General features: G+C 67.4%; 27 protein-coding genes and 1 tRNA gene. 11 read left to right on the forward strand and 17 right to left on the reverse strand.

The features are described from left to right. The first annotated feature begins 39 nt into the window (after positions 1-39). Both ASE86_RS10265 and ASE86_RS15705 read left to right on the forward strand, forming a co-directional pair. The gene (locus ASE86_RS10265; RefSeq protein ID WP_056425533.1) at positions 40-1,227 is read left to right on the forward strand and encodes an acetyl-CoA C-acyltransferase; all 1,188 of its coding nucleotides are present in this window, start codon (positions 40-42) and stop codon (positions 1,225-1,227) included. 270 nt (positions 1,228-1,497) lie between these two features. Next, positions 1,498-1,989 (forward strand): SRPBCC family protein, encoded by a 492-nt coding sequence (locus tag ASE86_RS15705; protein WP_162233326.1) that lies wholly within the window; start codon positions 1,498-1,500, stop codon positions 1,987-1,989. 365 nt (positions 1,990-2,354) lie between these two features. On the opposite strand, the gene ASE86_RS10280 is transcribed toward ASE86_RS15705, so the two are convergent. Further along, positions 2,355-2,843: an SH3 domain-containing protein gene (locus ASE86_RS10280; RefSeq protein ID WP_056425545.1), complete on the reverse strand. Its 489-nt coding sequence runs from the start codon at positions 2,841-2,843 to the stop codon at positions 2,355-2,357. A gap of 85 nt (positions 2,844-2,928) precedes the next feature. Here ASE86_RS10280 and ASE86_RS10285 point away from each other — a divergent pair, with 85 nt between their 5' ends. Together ASE86_RS10285 and ASE86_RS10290 are read left to right on the forward strand one after the other, a co-directional pair. Continuing rightward, on the forward strand, positions 2,929-3,924 hold the full coding sequence (locus ASE86_RS10285; protein ID WP_056425548.1) for a 2-hydroxyacid dehydrogenase: 996 nt from the start codon (positions 2,929-2,931) through the stop codon (positions 3,922-3,924). A gap of 148 nt (positions 3,925-4,072) precedes the next feature. Then, the gene (locus ASE86_RS10290) at positions 4,073-4,516 is read left to right on the forward strand and encodes a hypothetical protein (RefSeq protein WP_056425551.1); all 444 of its coding nucleotides are present in this window, start codon (positions 4,073-4,075) and stop codon (positions 4,514-4,516) included. A 31-nt stretch (positions 4,517-4,547) separates the two neighbouring features. Here the strand turns inward: ASE86_RS10290 and ASE86_RS10295 are convergent, their stop codons facing one another. From ASE86_RS10295 to ASE86_RS10310, 4 genes are all read right to left on the reverse strand, one after another. Further along, positions 4,548-5,951, reverse strand: a complete 1,404-nt coding sequence (locus ASE86_RS10295) for an NAD(P)H-dependent flavin oxidoreductase (RefSeq protein WP_056425554.1) — start codon at positions 5,949-5,951, stop codon at positions 4,548-4,550. Between the two features lie 62 nt (positions 5,952-6,013). Beyond that, entirely contained in the window at positions 6,014-7,150 is a 1,137-nt protein-coding gene (locus ASE86_RS10300) for a glycosyltransferase family 4 protein (protein ID WP_056425556.1), read from the reverse strand. 113 nt (positions 7,151-7,263) lie between these two features. Beyond that, positions 7,264-9,189 carry a potassium transporter Kup gene (locus ASE86_RS10305; protein WP_056425559.1) on the reverse strand — a complete coding sequence of 642 codons (1,926 nt, stop codon included), beginning with the start codon at positions 9,187-9,189 and terminating at the stop codon, positions 7,264-7,266. A 138-nt stretch (positions 9,190-9,327) separates the two neighbouring features. After that, entirely contained in the window at positions 9,328-9,810 is a 483-nt protein-coding gene (locus ASE86_RS10310; protein ID WP_235524039.1) for an Lrp/AsnC family transcriptional regulator, read from the reverse strand. A gap of 118 nt (positions 9,811-9,928) precedes the next feature. On the opposite strand from ASE86_RS10310, the gene ald reads away from it, so the two are divergent. Then, on the forward strand, positions 9,929-11,035 hold the full coding sequence (ald, locus tag ASE86_RS10315; RefSeq protein WP_056425564.1) for an alanine dehydrogenase: 1,107 nt from the start codon (positions 9,929-9,931) through the stop codon (positions 11,033-11,035). Positions 11,036-11,075: 40 nt separating this feature from the next. Beyond that, on the forward strand, positions 11,076-11,288 hold the full coding sequence (locus tag ASE86_RS10320) for a DUF3072 domain-containing protein (RefSeq protein WP_056425566.1): 213 nt from the start codon (positions 11,076-11,078) through the stop codon (positions 11,286-11,288). A 130-nt stretch (positions 11,289-11,418) separates the two neighbouring features. Here ASE86_RS10320 and tpiA read toward each other — a convergent pair whose 3' ends face one another. After that, positions 11,419-12,162: a triose-phosphate isomerase gene (tpiA, locus tag ASE86_RS10325; RefSeq protein ID WP_056425570.1), complete on the reverse strand. Its 744-nt coding sequence runs from the start codon at positions 12,160-12,162 to the stop codon at positions 11,419-11,421. A gap of 119 nt (positions 12,163-12,281) precedes the next feature. Here tpiA and ASE86_RS10330 point away from each other — a divergent pair, with 119 nt between their 5' ends. Both ASE86_RS10330 and trpE read left to right on the forward strand, forming a co-directional pair. After that, positions 12,282-14,228 (forward strand): peptidylprolyl isomerase, encoded by a 1,947-nt coding sequence (locus ASE86_RS10330; RefSeq protein WP_056425574.1) that lies wholly within the window; start codon positions 12,282-12,284, stop codon positions 14,226-14,228. Next, positions 14,228-15,718 carry an anthranilate synthase component I gene (trpE, locus tag ASE86_RS10335; RefSeq protein ID WP_056425577.1) on the forward strand — a complete coding sequence of 497 codons (1,491 nt, stop codon included), beginning with the start codon at positions 14,228-14,230 and terminating at the stop codon, positions 15,716-15,718. Before ASE86_RS10330 ends, trpE begins: the two co-directional genes overlap by 1 nt. Before the next feature lie 23 nt (positions 15,719-15,741). Here the strand turns inward: trpE and ASE86_RS10340 are convergent, their stop codons facing one another. The 9 genes from ASE86_RS10340 to ASE86_RS10375 all read right to left on the reverse strand — a co-directional run bounded on the left by ASE86_RS10340 (position 15,742) and on the right by ASE86_RS10375 (position 21,369). Continuing rightward, positions 15,742-16,380: a tetratricopeptide repeat protein gene (locus ASE86_RS10340; protein ID WP_056425580.1), complete on the reverse strand. Its 639-nt coding sequence runs from the start codon at positions 16,378-16,380 to the stop codon at positions 15,742-15,744. Continuing rightward, complete coding sequence (locus ASE86_RS10345; RefSeq protein ID WP_056425583.1) at positions 16,380-16,775, reverse strand: cytochrome c-type biogenesis protein CcmH; 396 nt, start codon at positions 16,773-16,775, stop codon at positions 16,380-16,382. The genes ASE86_RS10340 and ASE86_RS10345 overlap by 1 nt, the downstream gene beginning before the upstream one ends. Then, a complete protein-coding gene (locus ASE86_RS10350; RefSeq protein ID WP_056427001.1) occupies positions 16,772-17,299 on the reverse strand; it encodes a DsbE family thiol:disulfide interchange protein in 528 nt (175 codons plus the stop codon). Before ASE86_RS10350 ends, ASE86_RS10345 begins: the two co-directional genes overlap by 4 nt. Next, a complete protein-coding gene (locus tag ASE86_RS10355; RefSeq protein WP_056425586.1) occupies positions 17,296-19,218 on the reverse strand; it encodes a heme lyase CcmF/NrfE family subunit in 1,923 nt (640 codons plus the stop codon). Before ASE86_RS10355 ends, ASE86_RS10350 begins: the two co-directional genes overlap by 4 nt. A 133-nt stretch (positions 19,219-19,351) precedes the next feature. Further along, positions 19,352-19,786, reverse strand: a complete 435-nt coding sequence (ccmE, locus tag ASE86_RS10360) for a cytochrome c maturation protein CcmE (protein WP_056425589.1) — start codon at positions 19,784-19,786, stop codon at positions 19,352-19,354. Beyond that, positions 19,783-19,911: a hypothetical protein gene (locus ASE86_RS16625; RefSeq protein ID WP_268795314.1), complete on the reverse strand. Its 129-nt coding sequence runs from the start codon at positions 19,909-19,911 to the stop codon at positions 19,783-19,785. The genes ccmE and ASE86_RS16625 overlap by 4 nt, the downstream gene beginning before the upstream one ends. Beyond that, entirely contained in the window at positions 19,908-20,633 is a 726-nt protein-coding gene (ccmC, locus tag ASE86_RS10365; protein ID WP_056425592.1) for a heme ABC transporter permease CcmC, read from the reverse strand. The genes ASE86_RS16625 and ccmC overlap by 4 nt, the downstream gene beginning before the upstream one ends. A 53-nt stretch (positions 20,634-20,686) precedes the next feature. Next, positions 20,687-20,917 carry a helix-turn-helix domain-containing protein gene (locus ASE86_RS10370; protein WP_056425595.1) on the reverse strand — a complete coding sequence of 77 codons (231 nt, stop codon included), beginning with the start codon at positions 20,915-20,917 and terminating at the stop codon, positions 20,687-20,689. Beyond that, the gene (locus tag ASE86_RS10375) at positions 20,917-21,369 is read right to left on the reverse strand and encodes a hypothetical protein (RefSeq protein WP_156347095.1); all 453 of its coding nucleotides are present in this window, start codon (positions 21,367-21,369) and stop codon (positions 20,917-20,919) included. Before ASE86_RS10375 ends, ASE86_RS10370 begins: the two co-directional genes overlap by 1 nt. Positions 21,370-21,625: 256 nt before the next feature. Between ASE86_RS10375 and ASE86_RS10380 the strand changes: the two genes are divergently transcribed. Beyond that, positions 21,626-22,279 (forward strand): acyloxyacyl hydrolase, encoded by a 654-nt coding sequence (locus ASE86_RS10380; protein WP_235524040.1) that lies wholly within the window; start codon positions 21,626-21,628, stop codon positions 22,277-22,279. After that, positions 22,276-22,563 (forward strand): hypothetical protein, encoded by a 288-nt coding sequence (locus tag ASE86_RS10385; protein ID WP_056425601.1) that lies wholly within the window; start codon positions 22,276-22,278, stop codon positions 22,561-22,563. Before ASE86_RS10380 ends, ASE86_RS10385 begins: the two co-directional genes overlap by 4 nt. Positions 22,564-22,579: 16 nt before the next feature. Here the strand turns inward: ASE86_RS10385 and ASE86_RS10390 are convergent, their stop codons facing one another. Continuing rightward, positions 22,580-23,632, reverse strand: coding sequence for a Leu/Phe/Val dehydrogenase (locus ASE86_RS10390; RefSeq protein ID WP_056425607.1), 1,053 nt, complete (start codon positions 23,630-23,632; stop codon positions 22,580-22,582). Positions 23,633-23,738: 106 nt separating this feature from the next. Beyond that, a tRNA-His gene (locus ASE86_RS10395) sits at positions 23,739-23,815 on the reverse strand. Between the two features lie 84 nt (positions 23,816-23,899). Here ASE86_RS10395 and ASE86_RS10400 point away from each other — a divergent pair. Further along, complete coding sequence (locus ASE86_RS10400) at positions 23,900-24,580, forward strand: prolyl hydroxylase family protein (protein ID WP_056425612.1); 681 nt, start codon at positions 23,900-23,902, stop codon at positions 24,578-24,580. The last annotated feature ends 36 nt before the right edge of the window (positions 24,581-24,616 follow it).

Below are 24,616 nucleotides of genomic sequence, written 5' to 3' on the forward strand. Positions count from 1 at the left end.
GCCGCTACGGACCCGACAAAGTTTTACGAGAGGACCCTCATGACCACCGATCCCGTCGTCATCGCCAGCTATGCCCGCACCCCGATGGGCAGTTTTCAGGGCAGCCTGACCGGCGCGACCGCGACCGAGCTCGGCGCGACCGCAGTCGGCGCAGCGGTGGAGCGCGCAGGGCTTAAGGGCGATGCGATCGAGCGCATCTACATGGGCTGCGTGCTGCCCGCCGGTCTCGGCCAGGCGCCTGCCCGCCAGGCGGCGCTAAAGGCGGGCCTGCCCGACCATATCGAGGCGACGACCGTCAACAAGATGTGCGGTTCGGGTATGCAGGCCGCGATCATGGCGGCCGAGGCGCTGGCGGCGGGCTCGGCCGACGTGATCGTCGCGGGCGGCATGGAGAGCATGACGAACGCGCCCTACCTGTCGATGCGCCACCGCGGCGGCGCGCGCATCGGCCACGACGTGCTGAAGGACCACATGTACCTCGACGGCCTCGAGGACGCGTACGAGCCCGGCAAACTGATGGGCAATTTCGCCGAGGACACCGCGCACGACTATCAATTCACGCGCGAGGCGATGGATAACTTCGCGATTGCGTCGCTCCAGCGCGCGCAGAAGGCGCAAGGCTCGGGCGCCTTCGACCGTGAGATCGTCCCCGTCGAGATTTCGGGTCGCAAGGGCCCGACGACGATCAGCCAGGACGAACAGCCGGCCAAGGGCGACATCGCCAAGATCCCGACGCTGAAGCCTGCCTTCTCGAAGGACGGCACGATCACCGCCGCTAACGCCTCCTCGATCTCGGACGGTGCCGCCGCTCTCGTGATGACCCGCCTGAGCATCGCCGAGAAGCTCGGCCTGACCCCCGTCGCCCGCGTCGCCGCGCACGCCGCCCACGCCCACCGGCCCGCACTGTTCACCACCGCCCCGGTCTTCGCCATGAACAAGGCGTTGGAGCGTGCCGGCTGGCAGATCGGCGACGTCGACCTGTTCGAAGTCAACGAAGCCTTTGCCGTCGTCTCGATGATCGCGATGCACGATCTGGGCATCGCGCACGACGTCCTCAACATCCACGGCGGCGCCTGCGCACTCGGCCACCCGATCGGCGCCAGCGGCGCCCGCGTGCTGGCGACGCTGTTGTCGGCGCTGGAGACGACCGGCCAGAAGCGTGGGCTCGCGTCGCTCTGCATCGGCGGCGGCGAGGCGACGGCGATGGCGGTGGAGTTGATGAACTAGGGCCGCGGCCACCGCGCCCTACCCCGTTCGTGCCGAGCTTGTCGAAGCACCGTTCTTTGGGCCGCGCCGGATGAGTGCGCCTATCGAAGAACGGTGCATCGACAGCGCAGCACGAACGGATCAGGGCGATACGGGCCAACGCCTGGCCTCGTCCGTCACCTGTACCTTTGCAAAGTTGGCACTGATTTGATCGTTGGCGGATCGACCATGAGGCTTGCCGCGCGATTGTGTGCGCTTCCTCTCCTCCCCCTCCTGATGAGTGGGTGTGGCATGTTCGAGCACGACGCCGCGGCAAGGGCTGCCGCCTACAGAGTTGCCGAGGCCGCACCCATCGCAGCGGACGGATCGATCGTGATATCGGCCCCGGCTCGCACGGTCTGGGCGATCCTTAACGACATCGATCGCTGGTCGTCCTGGCAACCGGAGGTGAGCGAGAGCCGGCTGGCCGGTCCACTTGCTGCCGGCACGTCCTTCACCTGGACTGTCGGCGACACCGTCCTAACGTCGCGAATTGCCGCGATCGACCGGCACAGACGGATTGCGTGGACCGGGCGAGCCATGGGTCTGACGGCGATTCACAGCTGGACGATCGAGCCGCTCGGCCCGAACAGGACTTCCGTGCGCACCGTGGAAACGATGACGGGTTTTCCGTCATCGCTGTTCTACGCGTCCGCCGATCTGCAATCGACGAATCCGAAGTGGTTGGCGGACCTGAAACGGATTTCCGAACAGGCCGGCGTGGCGGCAAGTCATCCCAACTGAAGGGCTCGACACACAGTGTAGCGATGCCAAAACTGTAGATGCCGATTCAGTATTTTCTTGGATCAATGTTGGAAAACATTGCGTAAAGGTGCGGAGACTCGATCTTTCTCATCGCTGTTTTGTCAATCGCCGCGTCGCTGCGCTGGACGGCGCGGAGCCAAATTGGCGATCGACATAGTGTGACCCGAGTGTGACCTTAGCCACGCCGATACGTGCCCGATCAGCGTCGATCCGACCGCATCACGCTCGCAAATCCTCCCGACCCGCGGGGAGGATTACAGGGAAAAACGATGTCGCGCTCCTTGCCAGCGATGTTCCGGCACCGCGGGCGACCCAGGACTCGCCCGGACCGACGCGCACGCCCCTCACTCCACCTCTTCGCCCGGATCGACGCCCCACAGGTGGATCGCCTCGACGAAGCCGCCGCGGCCTTTCACGTCGAAATAGCACCAGCCGCTGCCGCACTTGCTGATCTTGCCGACGACGCCGGGCTGCGCGCGATATTGCATCCGTCCGCCGCCGTTCGGCTGGTCGCGCAGGACGACGATGGTGTCGGCGACGATCGCGTGGCGGCTGTCGGTCAGCAGGTTGCCGAGCATCCACCCCTGGGTTCCGCCCGGATCCTCGACCTTGCGCCATTCCTTGTAGATATCGACAACCCGCACCGGCAGGCCGGCGCGCTGGTACAGCCAGCTGACGGGGTAGTTGCGTCCGGGTCCGGTGCGCATCCGCGCCTGCCCGGCCGAGATCGCGGCATAATAAGGCGTCTTGCGTTTCTGGGCGTCGACGGCGGCGTGCGGCACCGCCAGCGTTACGGCCGCCACTGCGGCCAAGGTCATGAGCTTGCGCATCATCGTTCTCCGATCCGTCGCGTGTACCGCGCAGCGTCGGCAAGCTTCAACCGTTGACTGCGTGCCGGCACCACGCCAAGCGGGACACATGGCCGACCCGCGCCCCGCCCGCCCCCGGGTGATCGTCACCCGCGACCTGCCCGATGCGGTGCTGGCGCGGCTGTCCGCGCTGTTCGACGCCGAGCTGAATGTCGGCGACACCCCGATGGACCGCGCCGCGCTGACCGCCGCGATGGCCGACTGCGACGTGCTGGTCCCGACCGTCACCGACACGATCGACGCCGCGCTGATCGAAGGCGCCGGCCCGCGTCTGAAACTGATCGCCAATTACGGCGCGGGCGTGAACCACATCGACCTGAAGGCCGCGCGCGCGCGTCGCATCCTCGTCACCAACACGCCCGGCGTGCTGACCGAGGATACCGCCGACATGACGATGGCGCTGATCCTGTCGGTACCGCGGCGTCTGGCGGAGGGCGAGAAGCTGGTCCGTTCGGGCGCATGGAGCGGCTGGTCGCCCGGCGGGATGCTCGGCCACCGCATCGGCGGCAAGGCGCTGGCGATCGTCGGCATGGGGCGCATTGGCCAGGCCGTCGCCCGCCGCGCGCGCGCCTTCGGCCTGACGATCCACTATCACAACCGACACCGCCTGCCGAAGGTGGTCGAGGCCGAGCTTCAGGCGCAGTGGCATCCCAATCTCGACGAGATGCTGGCGCGCGCCGACATCGTCACGCTGCACACGCCGCGCAATGCCGACAGCGAGAACCTGATCGACGCGCGCCGGATCGCGCTGATGCGGCCGACCGCCTATGTCATCAACACCAGCCGCGGCGGCATCCTGGACGAGGATGCGCTGATCGAGGCGCTGGAAGGCGGGCGGCTGGCCGGTGCCGGGCTCGATGTCTGGAAGCACGAACCGGCGATCGATCCGCGGCTGCTGGCGCTGCCAGGTGTCGTGATGCTGCCGCACATGGGCTCGGCGACCTATGAAGGGCGCCTCGCGATGGGCGAGCGCGTCATCGCCAATATCCGCGCCTGGTCGGACGGGCATCGGCCGCCGGACCAGGTGCTCGACGGCTGGGTGTAGCACCGGCTGGCGGGGCCGGCCGATCAACGATCTGGTAATCGATCCTGCGCTAAGTCCTTGGAAACCAGACACGTGGCCGCGCGCCACTTCGGGGTCGGACCAGGTGAAGCCACGCGAACCACGCCAGACAATCGCCGTGACCGCGCGGATGAAATCCGCTGACGGGTGGCAGGACGTAGCGATCCGCAACGTGTCCGCGCACGGGCTTCGCATCTCTGTCACGCTGCCGCCCAGCCGCGGCGCCTATATCGAGCTGCGCCGTGCGACCCAGATCATCATCGCGCGCGCGATGTGGGTGCAGGGCACCGACTGCGGCCTGCGCACGCAGGATGTCGTCGACATCCCCACCCTGCTCAACCCCAGCGCGACCAGGGCGGAAGCGGTGTTGGAGGCGTATCACAGCGACCGCCGCCGCCTGCCGCGGCCAGAGGACGGGGCACAGCGCGCCAGCGGCATGGTGCAACGGCTGCGCTACGTCGCGTTCGGCGCGGTCGTCATGGCCGCGGCGATCTGTGCCGCGATGACGGTGACGAACGTCCTGAGCGCCCCGATGCACGCGGTCCGCGACGCGCTGGCGGGAACGGCGAACTGACGCCCACCCCACGCGCGCCGCCCGTCGCCGATCAGTCCCCGGTCAGGATGCGATCGACCAGCTGCTTCACGGTCGGCACGAACCCGTTGGAATAGAACGGGTCCTTCTTGAAATTATAGGCCGCGTGGCCGGCGAACATCAGGTTCTGGTCGGTCGGGCCGCCGTGCGCGATATCCTGCAACGTCTTCTGGATGCAGAAGCTGCGCGGGTCGGCGAGGCGTCCGGTCGAGTTGGTTTCGGTATCCGCCCACGACGAGAACGAACACTGGCTGAGGCAACCCATGCAGTCCGCCTGATCCTTGCGGATCGTCGACTTCTCCTCCGGCGTCACGAAGACCAGCGTATTGTCCGGGGTCTTCAGCGCATCGGTAAAGCCTTGGCCGTACCATTCGCGCGCGCGCATCAGGTCGCCCAGCGTCACCCAGAAATTCTTGCCCTTCACGCCCACGTCGAGCTGATGCGTGTGATCCCCCGCCTCCTGCGCGGAAAAGGCGATCTGGCGTTCGGATCGCGCTTCGAGCGCACGCAGGAACGGATTGCGCACCGCGGACGAATAGAAGCCGGTCGGCGAGAAGCGGTGAAGCAACACTTCGCCCGGCTCGATCTCGGTCAGCTTGGCCTTCCATCCCTCGGGGATCGGGCTTTCCTGCGTGAGCAGCGGACGTGTGCCGAACTGGAAGGCGATCGCGCCGAGCTCGGGATTGTCGATCCAGTCGTTCCAGTCGCGCAGATACCAGACGCCGCCCGCCATCACGATCGGCACGTCGTCGGATATGCCGCCGGCACGCATCGTGTCGCGCAAGGCCTTCACGCGCGGATAGGGGTCCTGCGGCTTCAGCGGGTCTTCGGCGTTCGACAGGCCGTTGTGGCCGCCCGCCAGCCACGGGTCCTCGTACACGACCGCCGACAGCCATTCCGCCGCCTTCGAATACGCACGCTTCCACAGCGCGCTGAACGCACGGCCGGAGCTGACGATCGGCAGGTAGCTGACGCCGTAGGACGCGGTGATCGCCGACAGCTTGTAGGGCATACCCGCGCCGCAGGTGACGCCGGCGACCAGCCCGCGGGTGCGTTCGAGGACCCCGTGCAGGATGCGTTCGGCCCCGCCCATTTCCCACAGCACGTTGATGTTGATGGCGCCCTTGCCGCCCGCGATGTCGGATGCGCGCTGCACCTGCTGCACGGCACCCTCGATGGCGTATTCGACCAGTTCCTCGTGCCGTTCGCGCCGCGTCAGCGCGCGGTAGATCTGCGGGATGATCTTGCCATCGGGGTCGTAGCTGTCGGCATTGACCGCCGACACCGTACCGATGCCGCCCGCCGCTGCCCAGGCGCCGGCCGACATATGGTTCGTCGCCGCAACGCCTTTTCCGCCTTCGACCAGCGGCCAGACCTCGCGACCGCCATAGTTAATCGGCGTCAAGCCCTTGAACACACTGCCTCCACGTCAAAATTCCGCCCGCGAATACGCGCACCGCACCAAAATGGCGAGAATAATCAGCCCAGCGCCCCCGGTCGGCCGGCGGTTTCGGCGTACAGACGGGCGTATGCGGCGATCATCGTCGCCTCGTCGAACAGGGCGCGCGCGCGGGCCTGGTTCGCCTGCCCGACCCGCATCCGTTCGTCCGGCCGCGCCTGCAGCATCTGGATGCGATCGCGCAGCACGACTTCGCGCCGGTCGGGTGCGAGGTAATGGTGATTCTCGGGCGCGACCATCTCGGCCACATCGCCGACGGGGGGCGCGACGACCGGCAGACCGGCGGCCATCGCCTCCATCACCGCGATCGGTTGCTGCTCGGACCGCGACGACAGGGCGAAGACATCGAACAGGCCGATGTAGCGGTGCGGTTCGGGCAGGAAGCCCGGCAGGATCAACTGGTCGCCCAGGAACATCGCCTTGGCCTGGGCACGGATCGCCGCCTCCTCCGGCCCTTCGCCGACAATCACCAGTCTCGCCTTGCCGGGAAGGCCACCGAAGGCGCGGACCAGCGCCGGCAGGTCCTTGACCTCGCGCAAGCCGGCGACCGTGCCGACCACGAAATCGCCGCTGCGCTTCGCCAGCCCGGGGATCGCCTTCGCATCGGGCTTGCCGGCATAAAGCGCGGTCGAGATACCGTTCGATATGCGATGGACGCGGGCGCGCGGCTGCTTCCAGATGTCGAGCGCGATGTGTTCGAGCTGGTGGCTGGGCACGACCAGCGCACTCGCCGCCGGCAGCGCGAAGCGGCGGTAGTAGTTGCGCTTGCGATTCAGCCGCTGCGCCTCGTCCGCGTTGAAGCCGTCCTCGTGATGAATCAGCGGCGGCGCGCCTTTTGCGAAGACACGCCGCGCCATGACGCCGTCGATCGCGCCCCAATTGTAGGTCAGCACCAGGTCGAACCGGGCCATGTACCGCGCGATCGTCTCGAACCGGGCGACCGAGGGGCTGCCGGTCAGCGGTGGCGGGTTCTGCGCGATGTCGTACGCGATCCCCTTGACGATGGCATCGCGCGCGCCGAGCTGGTCGGGCATTCCCGACACGATCGTGTGCCTCGCGCGGTCGCCGAACGCGTTCATCAACCGCACCGCGCGTGACTCCTTGCCGCCCAGCGAGAAGGTGGAATGCAGGTGGAGGATGTTCAGGGGCTGCGGCATCGGCTCTCCCTAGCCCGTTCGGGCTGAGCTTGTCGAAGCCCTGCCCTTCTTTTCGCCGGCCCCGTCACACTGAGAAGGGCAGCACTTCGACCGGCTCAGTGCAAACGGACGAGCTAGATTTCGACCTGGCTGCCCAATTCCACGACCCGGTTGGTCGGCAGGCGGAAGAATTCCATCGCGCTTTCCGCGTTGCGCAGCATCCAGGCGAACAGATGCTCGCGCCACAGCGCCATCGCCGGCTTTTCCGAGGGCAAAAGCGTCTGGCGCGCCAGGAAGAAGCTGGTGTCCATCATCCGGAATTCGCCGCCGCAGCCCTTGCGGACCAGCTTCAGCGCACTGGGTACGTCGGGTTCCTGCATGAAGCCGAATTTCAGCACCATGCGGTGAAAGCCCTGGCCCAGGTCGTCCTGCATCACGCGCTTGTGCTCGGGCACGAACGGCACGTCGGCGATCTTTACCGTCAGGAGGATCACCCGCTCATGGATGACCTTGTTGTGCTTCAGGTTATGCAGCAGCGCGTGCGGCACGCCGTTCGCCGCCGAGGTCATGAAGACAGCGGTGCCCGGCACGCGCGTCGCCGAACTGGCGGCGGACTGGATGAAGATCTTCACCGGCATAGCCGCTTCCGCCAGCCGCTCGATCATCAGCGATCGGCCGCGCGCCCAGGTGGTCAACAGGACGAAGATGATGATGCCGACCAGCAGCGGGAACCAGCCGCCGTCGGGCACCTTCGTCAGGTTTGATGCGAAATACAGCCCGTCGATCAGCACGAACACGCCGATGAAGACGGCGACCAGCGCGACCGGCCAGTTCCACACACGACGGAACAGCACGCCCATCATGCAGGTGGTGATGAACATCGTGCCCGTCACCGCGATACCGTAGGCAGCGGCCAGGTTCGACGATTCCTTGAAGCCCAGGATCAGCAGCAGCACCATCGCCAGCAACGCCCAGTTGATGACGGGGATGTAGATCTGCCCGGCTTCCGAAGCGCTGGTGTGGTCGATGCGGATGCGCGGCATCAGGCCGAGCTGCACCGCCTGCTGCACAACCGAATAGGCGCCGGTGATGACCGCCTGGCTGGCGATGACCGTCGCCATCGTCGCCAGGATGACGAGCGGCAGGCGAAACTCCTCGCTCGCCATGAAGAAGAACGGGTTCTCTGCCGCACCCGGATTATCGAGCAGCAGCGCGCCCTGCCCCAGGTAATTGAGCATCAGCGCCGGCAGCACCGGCATCGCCCAGGCGACCTGGATCGGACGGCGGCCGAAATGCCCCATGTCGGCATACAGCGCCTCCGCCCCGGTCACGCAGAGGACAACCGACCCGAGCGCCAGAAACGCGAGCGTACCGTCCTGCATCGCGAACCGCACCGCCCAGATCGGGTTCAGCGCCATCAGTACGTCGGGACGGTTGAAGATGTTGATGAGGCCGAGCGTCGCCAGCGTGATGAAATAGACGAGCATGATCGGCCCGAAGACCTTGCCCACCCGCGCGGTGCCGATCGATTGCAGGTAGAACAACGCGACGATGATCCCGATCGAGATCGGCAGCACCCAGCTGTCGAACCCGGCTTGCACCGTCGACAGCCCCTCCACCGCCGACAGCACCGAAATCGCAGGCGTAATCATGCAATCGCCGAAGAACAGCGCGGTCGCCAGCACACCCAGAATGACCAGGCTCGGCCCCCAGCGCTTGCCATGCCCGCTCTGCCGCTGGATGAGCGCCAGCAGCGCCAGGCTCCCACCCTCGCCGTTGTTGTCGGCGCGCAGGATCAGCAGGACGTACTTCAGCGTCACGATCAGCATCAGCGACCAGAACATCAGGCTGACGACGCCGAAGATGTGGAGCTGGTCGACGGTCAGCGGGTGGTGACCGACGAACACTTCCTTCATCGCGTACAGCGGGCTGGTGCCGATGTCGCCATAGACGACGCCGACCGCCCCCAACGCGAGCTTGGCCAGTCCCTGCTTGGCGTGGGGGTGGCCATCGGCATCGCTGTCGGTGGGAATCGAATCAGCCGGGAGCGCGTCGCTCACCGGGGGAACCTAGCGGCGCGGTCGCCGGCGAGAACGGTCATCATCACGACCTGGGTGCCTTCCATTGGCATAGCGCGGCGGCGCCTAGCACTGTGCCGGTACACCCGCAACGGTTCTGAACATATGTTCATCTGGCGCTCAACTCGCGAAAATCGCATCCGCCTCACCACGGGTCGGAACTTCGCGCAGGACGAAACTGCTGCTGATCGTGAGGACGCCCGGCAGCCGGCCGAGGTGTTCGCGGTGGAGGCGCTCGTAATCGTCCAGATCGCGACAGACGATCGTCAGGCGATAGTCCTGGTTGCCCGATACCAGCGCGCAGGCGACGACGCCGGGTATCGTCCCCACTTCCGCCTCGAACCGCGCCAGATCCTCCTCGACCTGTGTCGACAGGGTGATGTCGACCAGCGCGCGGACCTTGAAGCCGAGTTCGCGCCGGCCGAGTCGCGCCCCATAGCCCAGGATGCGGCCGGAGCCCTCCAGCGCCTGCATCCGCCGCGTGCAGGCCGATTGCGACAGGCCGACCCGCGTCGCGATCTGGCTGACCGACAGGCGCGCATCTTCGGCGACGATGCGCAGGATAGCCGAGTCGATCCGGTCGATATGCATGGTCTCGTGCAATAACACGACGTCGACGGCGATTCCATGCATCGATTACCAGCGCGACGCCCAAGTTTGCACGGATTTTCCACTCGATCCGCGGTAGGATGCGCTCATACGCAGTCGATGGAGAGAGAATATGCGCGTCGGTGTCCCGAAGGAAATCAAGAACCACGAATATCGTGTCGGCCTGACGCCGCCGTCGGTCGCCGAACTGGTCGCCGCGGGTCACGAGGTGATCGTCGAGACGAACGCCGGTGGCGGCATCGATTTCTCCGACCAGGACTATGTCGACGTCGGCGCGCGCATCGTCGGAACGCCGGCGGACGTGTTCGCGCAGAGCGACATGATCGTGAAGGTGAAGGAGCCGCAGGCGAGCGAGATCGCGATGCTCGAGCCGCGCCACCTGCTGTTCACCTACCTTCACCTCGCCGCAGACAAGCCGCAGGCGGAGGGCCTGATGAAGTCGGGCGCGACCTGCATCGCCTATGAGACGGTGACGTCCCCGCGCGGCGGCCTCCCGCTGCTGAAGCCGATGTCCGAAGTTGCCGGCCGCATGTCGGTCCAGGTCGGCGCGCATTACCTGGAAAAGGAACAGGGCGGCCGCGGCGTGCTGCTGGGCGGCGTGCCCGGCGTGGCACCGGCGAAGGTCGCAATTCTCGGCGGCGGTGTCTCGGGCGTCAACGCCGCGCAGATGGCGGTCGGCATGCGCGCCGACGTGACGATCTACGACATCAACAACGACCGCCTGGCCGAGCTGGACATGTTCTTCAGCTCGCAGATCAAGACCGCCTACGCGTCGACGGCGGCGATCGCCGCTGCTGTGAAGAACGCGCATCTGGTCATCGGCGCGGTATTGGTGCCCGGTGCCGCGGCGCCGAAGCTGGTGACGGCCGACATGGTCAAGACGATGAAGCGCGGGGCGGTCCTCGTCGACATCGCGATCGACCAGGGCGGCTGCTTCGAAACCAGCCACGCGACGACGCACCAGGACCCGGTGTACGAAGTCGACGGCGTCATCCACTATTGCGTCGCCAACATGCCCGGCGCGGTCGCGCGCACCTCGGCTTTCGCGCTCAACAACGCGACGCTGCCGTTCGCGCTGAAGCTCGCCAACATGGGCGCCGAAGCCGCGATGAAGGCCGATCCGCATCTGGCCGCCGGCCTGAACGTCTATAAGGGCAAGATCGCCTACAAGGCGGTCGCCGACGACCTGGATCTCGCCTACGAAGCGTGGAACGGATAAGGAACGAGCGAGTTGGTCATGGCGAAAGGATTTTCTCGCCATGACCGACAATCCCAAGGACCATCCGACCGGCAACGCCGAAAAGAGCCCCGATGACTGGACCACCGGCGACGAGCCGATGACCGGTGCACAGGCAAGCTACCTCAAAACGTTGTCGGAGGAGGCGCACGCCGAATTCGACGATACGCTGACAAAGGCCGAAGCGTCGAAGAAGATCGATGCGTTGCAGGATAAGACCGGGCGGGGGGCATAAGCCCTCCATCCAACTCGGTCATTCCGCGGAGCCGGGCATCAACAGTCGTTGATGGACGTGGCACTCATGTCATTCAGCCGCAATTGATTGCCGCCTTTGCGGTATCGACGTGACAGCTTCGCAGGTTTCCCTACCCCGCCGCTCCCTCGATGATGGGGACGAACTTGGCCGCCGTCAGGCTAGCACCCCCGACCAGCGCGCCGTCGACATTCTCGACAGCCATGATCGCGGCGGCATTCTCGCCCGTGACCGATCCGCCGTACAAGATTCGCACGCCGTCGGCCTTGTCGCCGATCATATGCCGCATTTTTGCCCGCGCGATCGCATGGATCGCTGCGATCTCGTCCAGAGTCGGCGTGCGCCCGGTCCCGATCGCCCAGCGCGGTTCGTAGGCGAGCGTCAGCCACGACCCGTCGGCATTGTCGGGCAGCGACTTCTCGACCTGCGCCTGCACGACGCGTTCGGCACGGCCGGCGTCGCGCTCGGCCTCAGTCTCTCCGCAGCACAGGATCACGTTCAAGCCCTGGCGATGCGCCGCCGCCGCCTTTGCCCAAGCGTCATGGCTGGTTTCTCCCTGATCGCCGCGGCGTTCGCTGTGGCCGACGATCACGAAGCTGGCGCCGGCTTCCTTGACCTGCGCGGCCGACACGCAGCCGGTGTGCGCGCCCTTGTCGTTTTCGTGCACGTCCTGCGCACCGATCGAGAGGCCGGGTGTGCGCTCCGCCGCGCGCTCGATCAGAGTGAAGGGCACCGCGACCGCGACATCGACGTGCGGGTTCGCCACGGCCGCGGCGGCGATCGCGTCCAGTTCGGCCAGCGCCGACCGGTCGCCGTTCATCTTCCAGTTGCCTGCCACCAGCTTGCGCCGCGTCATCCTTGGTCCCCTCGATTATCGTTGGCGCCTGCGATAGCGCCGATGACGCGCGGCACAAGCTTGATGGGCGGGCACCACGTCCCTAAAGCGGCGCGTCACACCTAATCGAACGGCCCGTCATGCTCAGCTTTTTCCGCCGCATCATCAAGTCCAAGCTTGGGATTCCGATCACGCTGGGCATCCTCGCGGTGATCGCGCTGGCGTTTGCGGCCGGGGACATCAACAGCGCCCGTACGAGCGGCGGCAGTGCCAGTGCGGCGGTGACCGTCGGCAATACCGCCGTCAGCGAAGCCGACCTGCGCCAGCGTGTCCGCACCGCGTACGACAACGCCCGCCAGCAGAGCCCGGGACTGACGATGGAAGCGTTCGTCGCGCAGGGCGGATTCGACGCGATCGTCGAGCGCACGGTCAACGACCTCGCGCTTCAGCAGTTCGCGCAGAAGGTCGGCATGGCCGCCGGCAAGCGCGCGGTGGACGGCGAGATCGCCAGCATCCCTGCGTTCCAGGGCTTCGACGGGAAGTTCAGCCAGGCGGCGTACGACAATCTGCTGCGCCAGCAGGGGCTGACCGACAAGGGCATTCGCGAGGACATCGAACGCGGCATGCTGTCGCGCCAGCTGATCGCGCCGACCGCCGGGGCGACCCAGGTCCCGACGCAGCTGGCCCTGCCCTATGCCTCGCTGCTGCTCGAGCGGCGCCAGGGGACGGTCGCCTATATCCCGGTGTCCGCGATCGGTGCGGGTGCCGCGCCGACCGATGCCGAACTGCAGACCTATTACGCCCGTCAGCGCGCACGCTACACCATCCCCGAGCGCCGCGTCGTGCGGTACGCGCTGGTCAAGGCGGCCGACATTGCCGCAACCGCCAAGCCATCCCCGGCCGAGATCGCGCAGGCCTATAACCAGAACCGAGTCCGCTTTGCCGCGAGCGAAAAGCGCGCGTTGAGCCAGGTCGTGCTCGCCGACCAGGCCGCCGCCACCGCGCTCGCCGCCAAGGTCAAGGGCGGGGCGTCGATCGCCGACGCCGCGCGCGCGGCCGGGCTGGAGGCAAGCACCATCCCCGCCGGTGACAAGGCAGCGATCACCACCGCCACCAGCGCGGGAATCGCCGATGCGGTCTTCGCTGCGGCGCAGGGTGCGATCCTCGGCCCGCTGCGCTCGCCGCTCGGCTGGCATGTCGTACGCGTCGATGCGGTCCAGCCGGTCGCGGGCAAGTCGCTCGCCGAAGCGACGCCCGAGCTGTCCGCCGAACTGGGCAAGGTGAAGGCGCAGGAAGCCCTGGCCGCCATCCACGACAAGCTCGACGACGCGATCGGCGGCAACGCGACCTTCGACGAGGTCGTGACTGACGGCAAGCTCTCCGCCCAGGCAACCGCCCCGATCACCGCGGCCGGCGTCAATCCTGCCGCGCCGACCGCGCAGCCCGACCCGGCCATCCAGCGCCTGGCGCAGGCCGCGTTCGCCGCGGAGCCGGGTGATTCCCCGCAACTGGTGCAGATGGACGCCGATGGCAGCTTTGCCGTCGTCGGGATCGGCAACGTCGTGCCGGCCGCTCCTCCGCCCCTCGCACAGATCCGCGATCAGGTGCTGCGTGACTTCGTGATCGACCGTAACCTGCGCGCTGCGCGGGCGCTGGCTTCGGCTGCGGTTACCAAGATCAATGGCGGCACGCCGCTCGGCACCGCGCTGCAGGGCACCGGCGTCAAGCTCCCGCCGGTCCAGACGCTGAACGCTACCCGCGCCGAACTCGCGCGCCAGAGCGGCCAGTTGCCGCCGCCGGTCGCGCTGATGTTCTCGATGGCGGCCAAGCGCGCCAAGATGCTCGAGGCGCCGAATCGCGGCGGCTATTTCATCGTCTATCTGAACGCGATCCAGTCGGGCAATGCGACCGGCAACCCGGTGCTGGTCACGTCGACACAGCAGGGCCTGGGCGGCGTCAGCGGGCGCGAGCTGAGCGAACAGTTCGCTGCCGCCGTGCGCAAGGTCGTCGACGTGAAGCGCAACGAAGCCGTGCTGTCGCGCCTGCGCGCCGACCTGTCGGGCACCGGCGCGCCTGCCACCAACTGATGGCGACCGAGGGGCTGGAGGCGGCGCGCGCCGCGCTGGCGGCGGGTCGCCCGGCGCTGCTGTGGCGGCGTCAGGTGGCGGACACCGAAACGCCGGTCGCTGCGGCCCTGAAGCTGATCGAGCCCGGACGCGGCGACTTCCTGCTCGAATCGGTCGAGGGCGGGTCCGTGCGCGGGCGACACAGCCTGATCGGCCTGGCCCCCGACCTGATCTTCCGTGCGCGGGGAAACGCAGCGGAGGTCAACGACCGCTGGCTGACCGACCGCGACGCCTTCGCTTCCATCGACGCGTCGACGCTCGACGCCCTGCGCGATCTCGTCGCGTCCTGTCGCATGGACGTGCCCGACGCCTTGCCGCGCGCGATGCCGTGCCTGGTCGGATACTTCGGGTACGAGACGATCGGCCTGGTCGAGCGGCTGCCGCGTGCGGCGCCCAGCCCGCTCGACCTGCCGGACATGATCTTCGTGCGGCCGACCGTGCTGCTCGTGTTCGATCGGCTGGCCGACACGCTGTTCCTGGTCGCGCCGGTGTGGCCGGGGCAGTCGATCGCGGCAGCGGAGGATCGGCTGGACGCGACCGCCGCGCGGCTCGCCAGTGCGCCTCTGCCCCCACCGGTCCGCGCCGACCATGTCGCGATCGAGCCGACGCCTGCCCTGCCCGACGGCCGCTATGCCGAGATGGTCGCGGCGGCGAAGGACTATATCGTTGCTGGCGACATCTTTCAGGTCGTGCTGGCGCAGCGCTTTTCGACGCCCTTCACACTGCCGCCGATCGAGCTCTATCGCTCGCTGCGCCGGGTGAATCCGTCGCCGTTCCTCTACCACCTCGACCTGCCCGGCTTCGCGCTGACGGGGTCGAGCCCGGAGATCCTGGTCCGCGTGCGCGATGGCGAGGTGACGATCCGTCCGATCGCCGGTACCCGCCCGCGCGGCAAGACCGCCGCCGAGGACGAAGCGAACCGCGCGTCGCTGCTCGCCGATCCCAAGGAACGCGCCGAGCATCTGATGCTGCTCGACCTCGGCCGCAACGACGTCGGTCGCGTCGCGCAGGCGGGGACGGTCAAGGTGACCGACAGCTACGGCATCGAATTCTACAGCCACGTCATGCACATCGTGTCGAACGTCGTCGGCCGCGTGCGCGACGATGCCGACGCGCTGGAGGCACTGTTCGCGGGCTTTCCCGCCGGCACCGTCAGCGGTGCGCCCAAGGTCCGCGCCTGCCAGATCATCGCCGAACTGGAGCCGGAGGCGCGCGGGGCCTATGCCGGCGGCGTCGGCTATTTCTCGCCCGACGGATCGATGGACAGCTGCATCGTGCTGCGTACCGCGGTGGTGAAGGACGGCGTGATGCACGTGCAGGCGGGCGCCGGCATCGTCGCCGACAGCGTGCCGGAATACGAACAGCGCGAATGCGAGGCAAAGGCCGGCGCGCTGATCGCCGCCGCGCGCGAAGCGGTCGCCCGAGCGGGCGAGGCCGCGTTCGGGCAATAGGACCTTTGCGTCGCTGGCGGCGGCTACGGCGCGTCCTGCCCCGCAGGACTCGCGAGAAACATCTGGAGCAGCGCCAGCCGCTTGCCGATCTCCGCCCGGTACGACGCCTCGCGCGGGGACAGGGCATAGGCGCGCCGCCACCAGCGCGCGCCCTCGCGAAACTGGCCGGCGCGGATATAGGCTAGCCCCAGGAAGAACGGCGGCCCCGGATGCGCCGGCGCCAGCTTCAGCGCGCGATCGAAGGCAAGGCGCGCAGGCGGCGACACCGTGCCGCCGTCGTGCAGCGCATATGCGTCGCCCAGCCCCGTCCACAGCGCGGCATTGTCGGGCAGCGCGTTGGCGCCCCCGAGGAACAGGTTCACCGCCGTGCGCTGGTCCCCCATCCGCTGTAAGGCGGTGCCGGCGGCGAAATAGGGCGTCACCTGCGAATAGCGACCGAACATGTCGAGCCGCAGTTCGGTCAGCGTCGGGTCGATCGTCACGCCCTGCTTGCGCGCGGCGACCGGCGCACCGCCAAGGCCGGGGCGCCCCTGGACGGCATAGCCCAGCGCGCCCAGCATCAGCGCGGCGCCGAGGAACGACGCCAGCGTCCGCGACACGCCGAGCCGCAGCATTGCGGCAAACGCCAGCGCCATCAGCGCAAACAGCGCGATCCAGCCCATCAGCGCTGCTTGCCGCGGAACGACAGCCGCGCGACCACGACGCCCAGCACCAACAACAGGACCGGCGTCAGCCACAGCGGCGCGGTTACCGCCGAAAACGGCGGATCGTACGTCACATAGTCCCCATAGCGCTCGACCAGCCACGCGCGGATCGCGCCGGGCTGCTCACCGCGGGCGATGCGCTCCCGGACCAGCGCGCGCATGTCGGCGGCCATGTCGGCGTCGCTGTCGGCGATCGACTGGCCCTGGCAGACCAGGCAGCGCAGCGTCTCCATCAGCGCCTTTGCCTGCGCCTCCTGAAGCACATCGGGCAATTGCGTGTTCGCCCAGTGCGCCACCGGTACCGGCGCGCTCGCGATCGCCAGCGGGAGCGTGAGGAGCAGCAGCGGCTTCATCGCGCCGCCTTCACCGCGGCGACCAGGTCGGCCACCTCGTCCGCGCGAATATCGCCGATGTGCTGGCGCACGATCCGCCCGCGGCCGTCGATCAGGAAGGTTTCCGGCACGCCCGACGACCCGAGCGAGAGCTGGACGCGGCTGGTCCGATCGTCGCCGATGGTCGCATAGGGATCGCCGTTGCGTCGAAGGAAGCGCTGCACCGCGTCCGGCCGGTCGCGGATGGCGATGGCGTCGATCCGCACGCCCGCGCGTTTCAGCGCCATCAGGTGCGGCGCTTCGGCGATGCAGGGCACGCACCAGCTGGCGAACACGTTCAGCAGCCGTGGTTCGCCCTTGCCGAAATCGGCGGACGACACGCCCGGCTTGCCCGGAACGATGCCGTCGAGCGCAAAGGCGGGGACCGGCTTGTCGACGAGGTTCGAGCGCACGACGCGCTCTGCCGGGGACAGCATCTCGCTCGCGACCAGCCACAGCAGGGCCGCGAAGACGACGAACGGCAGCCAGATCAGCCAGCGCTTCATGCCCATGCCTCCCGCGCATCCGCCCGGCGCTCGCGGCGGACGCGACCGATCAGCGACAGCGCTCCACCCAGCGCGATCAGCATTCCGCCCGCCCAGATGAGCGTCACGAACGGTTTCCACCAGAGGCGCAACTGCCACCGCCCTGCCCCATCCGGCTGGCCGAGCACGGTGTAGAGCTGGCCGTCCCACCGCGTCGAGATCGCCGCCTCGTTGGTCGTGGTCGCCGGGTTGGCGAAGAACCGCTGCTGCGGCCGCAGGACCTGCATCGCGCCGGCACCACGAGTGACTTCCAGCCGTCCTTCGATCGCCGACCAGTTGGGGCCGACCGTAGGCCTAACGCCCACGAAGCGCACCTCGAACGGCCCGACCCGCGTCACCTGGTCCGCGCGCGCCGCCACCAGCGCCTCGCGGGTAAACGCACTGTCCGCCGCCATTCCGAACAAGGCAATCGCGACGCCCAGGTGGGACACGACCATACCCCAGGTGAACAGCGGCGTGCGTCGCAGATTGCGCTTCCAGAGCGGCGCGACGCTGGCGACCGCCAGCCCGACCGCGAGGCCGAGCCCGAACAACGTCAACACGCCCTTCCACGGCGCGAAAACGGCGAATATCGACAGCGCCAGGGCGGCGGCGCCGATCGGCCAGGTCAGCCGCTCGACCAGCGCGCCAAGCGCGTCCTTGCGCCACCGCAGCAACGGCCCGGCGGCCAGCACGACGACCAGAAGCAGCGCGATCGGCCCGGCGGCGGCGTTGAAGAAGGGCGGCCCGACCGACAATTGCGTACCGAAGGATGCAGCGACGATCGGGTACAGCGTCCCGATCAGCACGATGCCCAGGATGACGGTCAGCAGCAGGTTGTTGGCCACCAGCGCGCCTTCGCGGCTCAGCGGCTCGAAGGTGGTGCCCGCACGGACGGTGCCTATCCGGATCGCGAACAGCGCAAGCGCACCGCCGATGTAGATCGCCAGCAACGCCAGGATGAAGCTGCCGCGTGTCGGATCGACAGCAAAGGCGTGGACGCTGGTCAGGATGCCCGATCGGACCAGGAACGTGCCGATCATCGACATGCTGAATGCGACGACCGCCAGCATGATCGTCCACGCGCGCAAACCGTCGCGCGTCGCCAGCACCGTGACCGAATGAAGCAACGCGGTCGCCGCCAGCCAGGGCATCAGCGAGGCGTTCTCGACCGGGTCCCAGAACCACCAGCCGCCCCAGCCGAGCTCGTAATAGGCCCAGTATGATCCGGCGGTGATGCCGATCGTCAGGAACACCCAGGCGCCCAGCACCCACGGCCGCATCGCGCGCGCAAAGCCGGGGCCGACATCGCGCGTGACGAGCGCCCCGATCGCGAAGCTGAACGCGACCGAAAGCCCCACGTAGCCGAAGTAGAGTGTCGGCGGATGAAAGGCGAGGCCGGGGTCCTGGAGCAGCGGGTTGAGCCCCATCCCGTCGGGCGGCGCGATGTGGAGCCGCGCGAAGGGATTCGACGCGAACAGCAGGAACGCGAAGAAGCCGAGCGCGATCGCCGCCTGCCCGCCCAGCGTCGCGGTCAGCGTGGTTGCGGACAGCCGCCGTTCGAACACCGCAATCGCCGCGCCGGCGATGCCGAGCACGGTCACCCACAGCAGCATCGATCCTTCGTGGTTTCCCCACGCGCCGGCGATCTTGTACAGCAAAGGCTTGGCCGAATGACTGTTTTCGGCGACCAGCTTCACGCTCATGTCCGACTGCACGAACAGTGTGATGAGCAGCACGAAGGCGACAGCACTGAGCGCGCCGCCGACGATCGCGACCGGACGGACCGCGCCGGCGACATCCTCGCGCCGCGTGCGCAGGCCGATCGCGGCCATCACGAGTTGCAACAGCGAAAGCGCAGCGGCTAGCCACAGCGCGGCAAGGCCGGCCTCGGCGATCACCGGCTCACCGTCGTCATCCCCGCGAAGGCGGGGATCAATTGTGGCTGGCCTTCGCGAGACTCGCGACGTTCAGCGACTATGGATTCCCGCCTTTGCGGGAATGACGATCGCGGGGTCGAAGTTGCCCCGCCCATCACTTTTCCAACGTCTCGGTCTTGTGCATGGCGCCTGCCACCTGCGGCGGCATATAACGTTCGTCATGCTTCGCGAGGATCGTGTCGGCGACGAAGCCGCCGCCCGCTGCGACCTTTCCCTCGGCGACCACGCCCGATCCTTCGCGGAACAGGTCGGGGACGATCCCGCGATACGTGACCGGAACGGTGTCGCGATTGTCGGTCACGACGAAGGCGGTGGTGACGCCATCGGGCAACTTGCGGACGCTTCCGGCCTGCACCATCCCGCCAAGGCGGATCGGCGTGCCAGCTGCAACGTTCGCGGCACGCAGGTCGGCCGGCGCGTAGAAGAACGCCGCCTGGTCCTTCAACGCCGACATGGCGAGGAGCGCCGCCCCGATCACCGCCGCGACCGCCAGCAGGACGAGGCTCAGCCGCTGATGTTTCGCCTTCATCGCCGCGTCAGCTCATCTGCAGCACGCTCGGCGCGACGCATGGCGACATAGGACCACGCCGCGACCGCGGCAGTTGCAACGCCGGTCAGGCCATAGGCCGCGATGATGAAGGGCCAGGCGTTCACGCCGCAGCCATCCGGCGCATCCGCGCCTCGACGCGCCCCTTCGCCAGCATCGCGCGCATCCGCATGAGCACGATCCCACCGAAAAGCAGGGTGAAGCCCGGCACCGTCAGTGCCAGCGGCCAAAGCAGGTCGTTCGAGATCGTCGACCCGGACACGGTAATGCTCGGTCCCTGGTGCAGCGTATTCCACCAGATCACCGAATAGCGGATGACGGGCAGCAGCACGGTACCAGCGATCCCGAACAGCGCCGGGATACGTCCGTCCCCACCGCGATCGCTGTCGGCCCGTGCCAGCGCCAGATAGGCGAGATAGACGAAGAACAGCAGAAGCATCGACGTCAGCCGCCCGTCCCACTGCCACCACGTCCCCCAGGTCGGCCGCCCCCAGATCGATCCGGTCGCCAAGCATAGCGCCGCGAACAGAGCACCCGGCACCGCGATCGCCCGCGCGGCGATGTTGGCGAGCGGATGCCGCCAGACGAGATAGACGATGCTCGACAGCGCGATGCCCGTCCAGCCGCCGGTACCGAGCCATGCGGTGGGCACGTGAATGTAGAGGATGCGGACGCTCTCGCCCTGCAGATAATCGGGCGGCGTCTGCGTGAGGCCCGCCCAGGCGCCGACGGCGATCAACACAGCGCCCAGCCAGAACAACGCGGGCGTCAGCGGACGCGCGATCTTCAGGAAGCGGGCGGGATTGGCGAGGGCGTGGAGGCTGGGCACGATCGTTGCCGCCTCTAGGCGAGAATCCGTCGCCCGTCACCTAGGAACGACGCCTATCCGTCGCCCGTCAGATCGTCGTCGGACGTTACATAGTCCAGGATATCGCCGGGCTTGCAGTCGAGATAGCGACAGATCGCGGCCAGCGTCCCGAACCGCACGCCCTTCACCTTGCCCGATTTGAGCAAGGACAGGTTCGATTCGGTGATGCCGATAGCTTCGGCCAGTTCCTTCGAGCGGACCTTGCGCTGCGCCAGCACGACATCGAGGTTGACGACGACCGGCATCAGACGATCTCGGCCAAGTCCCGCTGCGCCTTGACGCCAGCCTCCAGCGCCCAGGCCATCGTGTACGCCGCGAGCGCAAGCATCAGCGCGGTCCCGACCTCGTTCCATTCGGTCGCGAAATAATAAGTGAAGCCTTCGGGCAAGCCTGCGGAAAGGACGGTCGCGGTCAGGCTGTCGACCACCAGCTTGGCGCCCCCCCATAGGATCGCTGCGATCGACGCCCGCCGCATCCACGGCAGCGCGCGCGCCAACGGATCGCCCGACCGTCCGCCCAGACACAGCAGCGCGATCCCGATCCCCGTTACCATGAACGAGAATGGCAGGGTCTTGATCGCGCGGATAGCAGCCAAGCCGACGCGAACCTCGGGCTGCCCGATGTAGGTGGAAAAGGCCCGCGCCTTGTCCGGTGCATCGGCGAGGATCGTCCGGTCGCTTTCGTCGAGCAACGTCAAAGGCTCAGCCTTTATCCAGCACGTCATCGGCACACAGTATGTGTGCGGCGCCGGCCCGCGTAGCCACAGAGCGAGCGAGAGGACGTTCGCGACCGCGAACAGCAGGAATAAGCCGCCTGCGACCCGACACAGCCGCGCTTTGCGTAATGGCAAGTGATACCCGTTCGACATGATATTCTTTCTGTTTGACAGAAATTCATTGCCAACTTACATCAAACCCTTCGGTTGCGACAGGCACCGGGGTGGGAGAATTCCAGTGATCGGTGTGAAAAGCGTGGTCTGCGCCGCGATGGCGCTCGTCTCGATGCCGGCGGTCGCGCAAGTTCGCGGCGTGTCGGGGCCGGAGATCGGGGTCGGGGCGTTCGTCCACGGCGCCAACTTCCACCCGCTGGGCGAACAACTGACGTTCGATGCCCCACCGCCGGGCACCTTCTACGCCGACAGTGGGGAAAATGGGACTGTCGACGTCCAGCTGCTCTATCGCACCGCGCCGCTGCGTTTTCTGCTGAAGCCGCGGCTGGTGGCGAAGGCACAGATCAGCACCGCCGGGCGGACCAGCTTCGCCAGCGTCGGTGCGGAGTGGCGACAGCATGCGCTGAACGACCGGCTCTACGGTCAGGTCGGCATCGGCGTGACGATCCACGACGGCTATCGCTTTACGCCCGACCCGTTCCAACCCGGAATTTCCAATGCCGAAGCCTTGCGCCGCTACGACATCGAGACGACGCGAGTCGGCTTCGGATCGCGGCTGCTGTTCAACCCCAACGCCTCGATCGGCGTGCGGCTGACCCCGCGCTGGGCGGTCGAGGCCGTGTGGGAACACCACAGCCACCGCCAGATCTTCAACGAGGTGAACCCGGGGATCGACCATCTCGGTGTCCGGGTGATCCGGACCATCGGACGTCGATGATCCTTGTCCTGGCCGCGCTCGCGCTAATTCAGACCGCCGATCCGCCGGTCGACGACGTCGTCGTGACTGCACGCAAGCTCGCGAACTTGGATATCGTGCTCAAGCGGCGACGTGGCCGGCTAGTTTGTCGATACAAACGCTCGAGCGGCGACGCCGCGCTCGACACCGCCGCCTGCTCCGTCTCGATCGCGTGTCACGAAAAGGCGGCGAGCGTGGCGGATTTGAAGGCCTGCATCACGTCGGGGCTGACGGCGCTGCTGGCACCGAGGACCGATCCGACGTGACGCACGCGATCAGGGTTTATCCGCGCCCGATCAGGCGACGCGCGATCGCATCGGCGACGTCGCTCGACGGCTGGCCGGTGCGGTCCGCCTCGTCCCACACCTGGGCCAACCGGTCGGGGATGCGGGCGATGCGGGCCTCGACCTCGGCACGGTCGCCCTGCCCCAGATACTCCAGCCCGACGTTGATGATGCCGCCGGCGTTGATGACATAGTCAGGCGCATACAGGATGCCGCGGTCGGCCAGCAGCTTGCCGTGCGACGCCTGCTTCAGCTGGTTGTTGGCGCCGCCCGCGACCGCCTTGCAATCCAGCGCGGCGATCGACGTTTCGTCGAGGATCGCACCCAGTGCGTTCGGGCTGACGATGTCGCATTCGGTCGCCAGCACCGTGTCGGTCGATACGACCTCGGCGCCCAGTTCCGCGCCCAGCGCCTGCGCGCGATCGGCATTGACGTCGGCGATGGTCAGGACCGCGCCGTCCTTTGCCAGCAGCTTGGCGAGCCCGCCGCCGACGCTGCCGATGCCTTGGATCGCGACGCGTACGCCCTGCATCGAATCGACGCCCAGCGCGCGCTTCGCCGCTGCCTTGACGCCCAGATACACGCCCATCGCGGTGAACGGCCCGGGATCGCCGCCCGCGCCGCCTTCGGCGACCGGCAAGCCCGAGACGTGACGGGTGCGGGTCGCGATGACCTTCATCCGCTCCTCCGACATGCCGACGTCCTCGGCAGTGACGTACTTGCCGCCAAGCGATTCGACCGCGTCGCCGAACGCCAGCAGCTGGTCCTCGGTTATCGTCGCGCCGCGTTCCGGCGCCAGCACGACGCCCTTGCCACCGCCCAGCGGCAAATCCGCCATCGCGTTCTTGTAGCTCATGCCCCGCGACAGGCGCAGCGCGTCGGTGATCGCCTTCTCGTTATCGGCATAGTGCCAGAAGCGTACGCCGCCGGCTGCCGGCCCGAGCGCGGTCGAATGGACAGCGATGACGGCGGTCAGCCCGCTCTTCGGTTCGCGAATCAGATGCACGCCTTCGTGCTCGTCGAAATCGGGCAGGTCCCAGACAGCGCTCATGTGTGGCGGCTCCGCGGCAGGTTAGGAAATATCTGGCGCGCGCAATAATGTTTCCGGCCGCTCGACGCCAGCCTTTTCGGGCCCGGCGGAGATTCTGACGGGAAATTGGGGCGGATGACGGGACTTGAACCCGCGACCCTCGGTACCACAAACCGATGCTCTAACCAACTGAGCTACAACCGCCGTGTGGGGTGGCGCTTAGCCGCCCTTTCGCGATCGATCAAGCGCCTCTGGCATCGTAGGCCACGCTTTGGCACAAGGCCGCGCATGTCGACCGCCCCCGCCGCCTCCGTCGCCCAGCCAGCGGATGGCTCCGGCTTTCCGTCCGAACCCGTCGTCGCGCACCTGCTGGCCGACCCACGGGTCCAGCGCGTGCCGAGCCCGAAGCTCGCGATGTTCATCCGTAAGGATTTCCTGGAGCCCGCTCTGTGCGAGCGCATCGTCGCGCAGATCGACGCCAACCGCCGCCCGTCTACCGTCTCGGACTACAACGGCGACGACGCCTTCCGCACCAGCGAAACCTGCGACCTGCCCTATGACGACGCGGACGTGGTCGAGATCGACCGTCGCATCACCGCGCTGACCGGGCTTGATCCGCACTATGGTGAGCCGATGCAGGGCCAGCGCTATGCGGTGGGCCAAGAATTCAAGGCGCACACCGATTATTTCGAGCCGTCAGGTGTCGATTTCGCCAAATATTGCACCGTGTCGGGGCAGCGGACGTGGACCGTCATGATCTATCTGAACGATGTCGAGGCCGGCGGCGCGACGCGGTTCAAGGCGATCGACAAGATCGTCCATCCCGAGGCCGGCAAGCTGCTGGCGTGGAACAACCTGCGCGCGGACGGCCGCGTAAACCCGTCCACGCTCCACCACGGGATGAAGGTGCGAACGGGGGTGAAGTACGTCATCACCAAGTGGTTCCGCGAACGGCCCTGGCCGCGGTGACCGCATCATCCTCCCCGGTACGGGGAGGTGGCAGTT

This window comes from Sphingomonas sp. Leaf33 (assembly GCF_001421785.1).
Classification (GTDB): domain Bacteria; phylum Pseudomonadota; class Alphaproteobacteria; order Sphingomonadales; family Sphingomonadaceae; genus Sphingomonas.